This window comes from Desulfobacter sp., from assembly GCF_050177295.1.
Genome location: NZ_JBFXHE010000244.1, coordinates 1 through 6,672 on the forward strand (window position 1 = coordinate 1; position 6,672 = coordinate 6,672).

The 6,672-nt window shown below is 48.0% G+C and carries 10 protein-coding genes and 1 pseudogene; all 11 read left to right on the forward strand.

Annotated elements, in window-relative coordinates:
- Positions 1 to 81: 81 nt before the first annotated feature.
- The gene (locus AB7U36_RS15565) at positions 82 to 333 is read left to right on the forward strand and encodes a hypothetical protein (RefSeq protein ID WP_428160627.1); all 252 of its coding nucleotides are present in this window, start codon (positions 82 to 84) and stop codon (positions 331 to 333) included.
- A 139-nt stretch (positions 334 to 472) separates the two neighbouring features.
- Positions 473 to 763 (forward strand): hypothetical protein, encoded by a 291-nt coding sequence (locus tag AB7U36_RS15570; RefSeq protein WP_428160628.1) that lies wholly within the window; start codon positions 473 to 475, stop codon positions 761 to 763.
- Between the two features lie 95 nt (positions 764 to 858).
- Complete coding sequence (locus tag AB7U36_RS15575; protein WP_428160629.1) at positions 859 to 1,698, forward strand: hypothetical protein; 840 nt, start codon at positions 859 to 861, stop codon at positions 1,696 to 1,698.
- Between the two features lie 87 nt (positions 1,699 to 1,785).
- Positions 1,786 to 1,923 carry a hypothetical protein gene (locus tag AB7U36_RS15580; protein WP_428160630.1) on the forward strand — a complete coding sequence of 46 codons (138 nt, stop codon included), beginning with the start codon at positions 1,786 to 1,788 and terminating at the stop codon, positions 1,921 to 1,923.
- A 10-nt stretch (positions 1,924 to 1,933) separates the two neighbouring features.
- Complete coding sequence (locus AB7U36_RS15585) at positions 1,934 to 2,119, forward strand: hypothetical protein (RefSeq protein ID WP_428160631.1); 186 nt, start codon at positions 1,934 to 1,936, stop codon at positions 2,117 to 2,119.
- A 257-nt stretch (positions 2,120 to 2,376) separates the two neighbouring features.
- On the forward strand, positions 2,377 to 2,739 hold the full coding sequence (locus AB7U36_RS15590; RefSeq protein ID WP_428160632.1) for a hypothetical protein: 363 nt from the start codon (positions 2,377 to 2,379) through the stop codon (positions 2,737 to 2,739).
- A 2-nt stretch (positions 2,740 to 2,741) separates the two neighbouring features.
- Complete coding sequence (locus tag AB7U36_RS15595; RefSeq protein WP_428160633.1) at positions 2,742 to 3,152, forward strand: glycoside hydrolase family protein; 411 nt, start codon at positions 2,742 to 2,744, stop codon at positions 3,150 to 3,152.
- Positions 3,145 to 3,504, forward strand: coding sequence for a DUF1353 domain-containing protein (locus AB7U36_RS15600; RefSeq protein ID WP_428160634.1), 360 nt, complete (start codon positions 3,145 to 3,147; stop codon positions 3,502 to 3,504). Before AB7U36_RS15595 ends, AB7U36_RS15600 begins: the two co-directional genes overlap by 8 nt.
- On the forward strand, positions 3,501 to 3,902 hold the full coding sequence (locus tag AB7U36_RS15605; protein WP_428160635.1) for a hypothetical protein: 402 nt from the start codon (positions 3,501 to 3,503) through the stop codon (positions 3,900 to 3,902). The genes AB7U36_RS15600 and AB7U36_RS15605 overlap by 4 nt, the downstream gene beginning before the upstream one ends.
- A gap of 759 nt (positions 3,903 to 4,661) precedes the next feature.
- Positions 4,662 to 5,270 carry a terminase small subunit gene (locus AB7U36_RS15610; protein ID WP_428160636.1) on the forward strand — a complete coding sequence of 203 codons (609 nt, stop codon included), beginning with the start codon at positions 4,662 to 4,664 and terminating at the stop codon, positions 5,268 to 5,270.
- Positions 5,263 to 6,672: pseudogene (locus tag AB7U36_RS15615) on the forward strand (hypothetical protein); the annotation flags it as partial. The gene AB7U36_RS15610 and the pseudogene AB7U36_RS15615, both read left to right, overlap by 8 nt.

A 6,672-nucleotide genomic window follows, 5' to 3' on the forward strand; every position in this document is an offset into this window, starting at 1 on the left:
CAGGCAGAATGGAGACCCCGGGTTTTTTGTTGAAGAAATTCAGAAGTTGACCGGAATTCCAACTTACGCAAAGGAGGTGTTTTGAAAAGGTATAAGGTTTTTTTGTTTCGGGAACCGAGCTGTAAACGAGGCTGGTTGGCGTATGTGAAAGAGGACGCATTGTCTCTAAAAGCGACCTTCACAGTAGAACTTGAGGCTGAAAACGGACCAAAGGCGAAAAATAAAGCTATTACCGCAGCTAACAACGAATTCGATGGGGTTGAAATTGTAGCACGGAACTTCACGGACGGAATATGGGGCATAGAAAAGTTCCCAGAGCTTGCCAAATATTAGTTTTTTTTGAAGGAGTTAATTGATGTCATCTCCCGTGCAACGAACCAAAGCCATATTAAAAGATCAAGGAATTCCTCACTGGATCGTAGAGCGGAATTTTCCACCAAGCCGTAAATGGCCTAACGGTTGTAAGGAAGACTTGTTTAACATTATCGATATGATTGCCCTGGACAACGGCGTGGTTGGTGTTCAGGTGTGCGGGGCTGACTGGATGCCTCATGTCCGCAAAATCACCGAAGACTATGCAGGGAATACCATGGCATGGCTCAGTCAACCAGGGACCAGGTTGGAGTTATGGGGATGGCGTAAGGTCAAGAAAAAGCGGGGTGGTAAGCTTATGATTTGGAAACCACGCATTGCGGATATTTTGCTGGTTGGCGGGGAACTTTTTCTCGAAGAACGTAATCCTGACGTCGGTATGGCGTCATAGTGGCGTCAAGGCGACAAAAGCATGGCGCGGCCATGACATAGCTATGACATGGACATGCAAACATAATGACATGGTGACGGCAAAAGATGACAAACATGAAGACTGAATACCTAAAAATCAGAAATTGGGAAAAATGGCAGTCATACCGCAAGGATCGGGGCCAGCCGCCATGGATAAAAATCCACCGGTGTGTGATGCGAAACCCTGAATGGGTGAGCCTTTCAGACGCTGAAAGAGGACAGCTTGTGGCTATCTGGTTACTTGCGGCAGACAACAATGGGACCATTCCGGCCTCACCTGTGATCATCAGAAAGTTATGTTACCTGGATAACGATCCAGATATTAATAAATTCATAGAGTTAGGATTTATTTGTGAAGACGGTTGTCAGCCTGACGCCAGCTTGACGCCAACACGACGCCAACATGACTCACCAGAGACAGAGACAGAGACAGAGACAGAAAGAGAAAGAGATACTTATTGCTCAGAGCAAAAAATTTGCTCTGAGCCGGAAGTAACTCAAAACTCAAATCCTGATGTTTCAAAACAAAATCCAGTTATCAGCATCCCATTGGTCAAATCTGCAGGTGAATATCCAGTTTCCCAGGAAGACCTTGACAGTTGGCAAGATACATATCCATGCATTGATGTGCGTTACGAACTAAAGCAATACCGGGAATGGGCTTTGTCGAACCCAAAGAAGCGAAAAACAGCTAAGGGCATCCGGCATAGCTTGGTGTACTGGCTCAGCAGCGCACAGGACAGGAGTAGAAGCGGCAAAGGAGGTGGAGACCCGTCAGTGTCTGTATCCAGAGAAGCGGAAAAGAGAGAGGCTATTGAATTTTTAAACCGTCTTCCTGACGACCAGCTAAAAGTTTTATTCGAGGCGGGAAACTCTGTCGCAGGTAAGATTCTGGAAGAAAGGACCAGGCAATGACGGAAAGGACTTTTTTATGGCAGGATTGAACAAGATCATGCTCATCGGGCACCTTGGCCGAGACCCGGAAATCAGATACACGCAAAGATGATGATATCCCGTTTTAATGAACACGGCAGCAACAAACACCCGGATGTCGAGGATAAATACTTTTCCCGGGCCATGGACCACAACAGGGCCGAGGCCGCCTTGATCGCTTATCAGTGTGAGAGGTTTTTTGTGTAAGGGAGTTCCAATGGTAAAAGATCGATCCGGATGGCTGAATGGTTGGAAGGCGATTGCTGAGTATTGCGGGGATCTTGCCGTTAAAACCGTGCAGAATTACGAAAAACACAAGGGTTTGCCGGTAAAACGTATCGGGAGGAAGGTCGTTGCCCTTCCGGTCGCCTTGGATCGATGGCTGGAGAAGAACCCTCAATAAAATAATTTTCAGATGCGTCAAAAGGGTATCAAATTTACCCCAAAAGGGTATAAAAACAACCCCTCAGTACGTCTCAAACCCGTTTGACGCACAAATAAATCCCCCTCAAAATCACAACGTCTGTAAGTTTTTATGTGCGCGGTTTTATACGCGGTTAAACACGGAGATTTTGAGGATGGATAAATGATTAATTCCCCCCGGGTGCCTGATCTCTCCCGCCTGGCTTTCGGCCTAACCCATTTCCAAGAGGTGGTGGTATGCCATTAATCCTCCTTGCCGCCACCATCCCCCAAGCCCAGGTGCAGGCACCCGGGGTTTCTCCTGCTTGGACACCAGAGTCTGTGCTAATCACTATCGGGTTTGGATTGATTAGTGTTCTGGTCGTGGTTGTTGGGTGGATGGCTAAGCGACAATTGGATGATATCACCAAAAAAATAGAAATGTTCGCGGGTCGCCAATCTGAATTGAGAGAGAAGTTGCCAATTACGTACGCGGATAAGGTATCGACATCGGCAGAAATTAAGGAATTGTACATCCGTACTGATCGCCATGAAAAGATACTTGAACGCCATAGCGTTATGCTGGGTGGACGTCGGGCTGGGGACAGGGATGAGGAGTGAAAATGAATATTACAGAAATTAAAAAACAGTTGATAAATCATGAGGGGTTACGCCTCAAACCATACCGTTGTACTGCCGGGAAACTCACTATAGGAGTTGGCAGGAACATTGAAGATGTTGGCATATCCGAAGACGAGGCCATGATGATGCTCGGAAATGATATTGATGCCTGCGTTGATGATCTTCGAGGCATGTTTCCGGACTTCTACCTGTTACCGGAAAACATCCAATATGTCCTTGTTGATATGCGATTCCAGCTTGGGCCGAAACGTTTCCGTGGATTCCGCATGATGATCCGGGCTGTCGAAAATAAGGACTGGCCGGAGATGAGAAGGCAGATGAAAGATTCTGCATGGTACGCTCAAACACAGGGCCGTGCGAACACGCTTATCAGGATGGTGAAAAATGTTTAAGTCGCCATTGAGAGTCGAAAAAATAGGCCCGAATGCATGGCAGCTTCTGGCACCTCTTGTATTTGATGGGTCTGAGAAAATTATTGTTCCAGCTGGGTTTGAAACTGATTTTGCGTCTGTGCCACGATTCTTTTGGCGGTTTTGTCCGCCAGCAGCCGGGAATCATGCAGAGCCGTCAGTGTTGCATGATTATTTGTGTGTTACCAGCAATGATCAACCCCACACAGATAAAATATTCCTGGAAGCCATGTCCGCCAACGGTGTCGGATGGCTAAAAAGAACCGTCATGTATATCGCTGTCCGGGCTTACCAGACAGCAAAAGGCAACTATTTTAAAAAGAGAGAGAAATGATGAATAGAACCGCAGCAATGTTTGCCGCAGCCCTGGGATTGATAGCCCTGATCCAGTCCTGCACGGATAATAAAACAACCATCATCAACCGCACCAACGCAATCTACACCAATATTAAGCTGATCGTAACGGACCCGGATGTCTCAGCTATGATTTCGGAAGACGCGATGAGAAACCTTGCTGAGGCAGAGCGTGTATATTTGGAGGCAGTGCAGGTCCTTGAAAATGCTGATTTGGATTCTGAATCCGGAAAAAATGCATTGGGAATTATTGTGGATTGTGCGGATACGATTTTGGTTGTCATCGATGCACTGGACGTTATGGAACAATATGAGCCTGTGATCACCGCTGCCAGGCTATCCGTTAAGCTACTCAGGACAAATATCTCTGCAATATAGGGGATCCGGATGGCAAAACGCAAACTCATAAACTGGGATTATATAGAGCCGCTGTATCGCGTCGGTGCGCTGTCCAACTATGAGATTGTGGCTTAGTACGGGGATGTCCATAAAGATTCCAAAACGTGGAAACAAACGGTCAGCGAGGCCGTTATCCGTAAGCAGGCCGGGCTCAAGGGGTGGAAGAAAAACCTGGCTGACAGGGTGAAAACCAGGGTGCGCGAAAATTTAGTGCGCGGCAAAGGTGCGCATGCGCACTTAACGGATGAAGAGGTTGTCCACCAGGCGGCAGAGGTCGGCAGCAATGTGGTTTTGCGGCACCGGGATGAGATTGCGGCTCTCATTGGACACGAAAACAGATTGCTTGAAGAATTAGGATGTTTTCGACCCCGTCGTAACGGTATTATGCGACGGGATTTTATTTTTTAAGGGGTTGCATCATGGGCTTGTATATTATTCCGGGGGGCTCCCTGCGGAGATTATGGGCGGCTGCGCTGATACAGGCGTATGAGGATATTATTGATCCTGACAGCGACAAGCCCGGGACTCGTGATGTGATACAGCGTAAAGCCATTGCATGGGTGACATCGACTCGATCTGATACATCAAGCTTTATCAGTGTTTGTGTGTATCTGGGTCTTAATCCCGTAAAAGTCAGGAAGATAATTTTAGCATCACGAAACGCCAGGAAAGCAAAGCATCAGAAGCGCGCGCGTTTGTTGATAGAGGCTGCGGAGAGAGGGGAAGCGAGGGTTTTGCATGCCGGGTGAAAAGCTTACTGAGAATCGGATTAAGTTTTGCGAGGAATGGCTCATTCATGGCAATGGAACCCTTGCCTATAAAACTGCATATCCCCACGTAAAAAACGATAACATAGCCGGTGTTTCCTCTTACCACCTTTTAAGAAACCCTAAGATTCAAGCCTATTTGGATGCTCGGAAGGCAGAAATGGCCGCCAAGCTTGAAATTACACCGGAAAAGGTGCTGCAGTCTTATGCCAGACGAGCGTTTTTTGATCCCAGGCAGTTGCTGGACCCAGAAACCGGCAAGTTGATTCCTCTCCACCGGTTGCCCCGGGATGTTGCCGCCTGTGTCACCAAAATTAAAGTCAGAAGTCTTAAGCCCAAAACCGTCGTGGATGAGGATACCGGGAATAAAACCGAGGTGGAGCAAAATATCATCGAAGTTGAGTGGGATAAGGGAGATGCCGCCAGGGAATCCCTCTCCAAGGTCCTTGGCCTATATGAAAAAGACCACAAGCAGCAGAACGAAGGATTGATGACAGCAGAACAGTTCGTCCGTGCTATCCGTTCAGAGGTTGATGGTTCAAGCTTGGGGTTGCCGGGGGATAAAGGCAAGGATGATTGATCCCTGGGCAGAGACAGAAGATGAGCAGGAAGCGGGTCTGGGGGCCCTTGACGATGATGACCCGCGCCTTGATGTTGTCGATAAAGCCGAGCCCCATCACCTTGATAAAATAGAAGATTTAGACGGATTGAAAAAGCTTCTGTCAGATCCGTGGTGGCGGCTGAACAACCTGTATTACATCATCGACAGGCACGGCAAGCGGATTCTTTTCAAACCCAACCATGAACAAGCCCGGCTTTATTGGAACATGTGGTACATGAACCTAATCCTTAAGGCCAGGCAGCTTGGGTTCACGACCTTCATTGATATCTTCTTTCTGGATCGATGCTTGTGGAATTCTGATGTCGAGGCCGGTATCATCGCCCACAACCGGGAAGATGTTTCCAAAATCTTTCGTCGCAAAATCCTTTATCCTTACAATAATCTTCCGGAAATTCTTAAGGCCGGGTTCAAGGCCAAAACCCTTTCAAAGACCGAGATTGAGTTCGATAACAATTCCATAATCTCTGTTGGAACATCCATGCGGTCCGGCACCCTGCAACTGCTCCATGTGTCCGAGTTCGGGAAGATATGCGCCCGTTACCCGGAAAAGGCCCGGGAAATTGTAACAGGTGCCTTTGAAGCTGTGCACACCCAAACAAAAAGCGCCTTGATGTTCGTTGAATCCACGGCAGAGGGCCGGTCCGGGTATTTTTTTGATTTTTGCCAGGATGCCCAAAAGCTGGACCAGGAAGGTATAAAGCCAACTTCACAAGAATTCAAGTTCCACTTCTTTCCCTGGTGGGACAACGGCGAGAACGAGCAATCAGAGCCGGTACCCATCATAAAAGACATGATGGACTACTTTGCCGAAGTAGAGGCGAAGATAGGCCGGGAATTGAGCCCGGAGAAGCGGTATTGGTACATTGCCAAGTGGAACCTGCTCGGAGATGACATGAAGCGGGAGAACCCTTCAACGCCGGAGGAAGCCTTTGAGGCTGCCGTCAAAGGGGCTTATTTCATAACACAATTCGTCAATATCCGGAAAGAAAAGCGGATTTGCTGTGTTCCGTATCAACCCGGGATCATGGTCAAAACCTGGTGGGACCTTGGCATGAATGATGTGATGGTTATTTGGTTCACCCAGGATGTTGGCCGGGAGGTCCATATAATCAACTATTATGAAAATTCAGGCGAAGGCTTTGAGCATTACAAAGAGGTTATGTGTGATTTGGGGTACAGCTATGGGTATCACTACGCACCGCACGATATCAGCGTGAGAGAACTCGGCAACGGGGGCAAGTCCCGGTGGGAAGCCGCAAAGCAAATCGGGATAAACTTCATCCGGGTGCCCCGGGTAAAAAACAAGATGGATTCTGTTAACGCCGCCAGGCGGTTCCTGGCCATATGCTGGTTCGACAAA

Excerpts from the sequence above, each read along its gene's own strand:
- AB7U36_RS15580 (WP_428160630.1), top strand. The coding sequence starts at position 1,786 with ATGATGATATCCCGTTTTAATGAACACGGCAGCAACAAACACCCGGAT.
- AB7U36_RS15585 (WP_428160631.1), top strand. The coding sequence starts at position 1,934 with ATGGTAAAAGATCGATCCGGATGGCTGAATGGTTGGAAGGCGATTGCT.
- AB7U36_RS15600 (WP_428160634.1), top strand. The coding sequence starts at position 3,145 with ATGTTTAAGTCGCCATTGAGAGTCGAAAAAATAGGCCCGAATGCATGG.
- AB7U36_RS15575 (WP_428160629.1), top strand. The coding sequence starts at position 859 with ATGAAGACTGAATACCTAAAAATCAGAAATTGGGAAAAATGGCAGTCA.
- AB7U36_RS15605 (WP_428160635.1), top strand. The coding sequence starts at position 3,501 with ATGATGAATAGAACCGCAGCAATGTTTGCCGCAGCCCTGGGATTGATA.
- AB7U36_RS15590 (WP_428160632.1), top strand. The coding sequence starts at position 2,377 with ATGCCATTAATCCTCCTTGCCGCCACCATCCCCCAAGCCCAGGTGCAG.
- AB7U36_RS15595 (WP_428160633.1), top strand. The coding sequence starts at position 2,742 with ATGAATATTACAGAAATTAAAAAACAGTTGATAAATCATGAGGGGTTA.
- AB7U36_RS15610 (WP_428160636.1), top strand. The coding sequence starts at position 4,662 with ATGCCGGGTGAAAAGCTTACTGAGAATCGGATTAAGTTTTGCGAGGAA.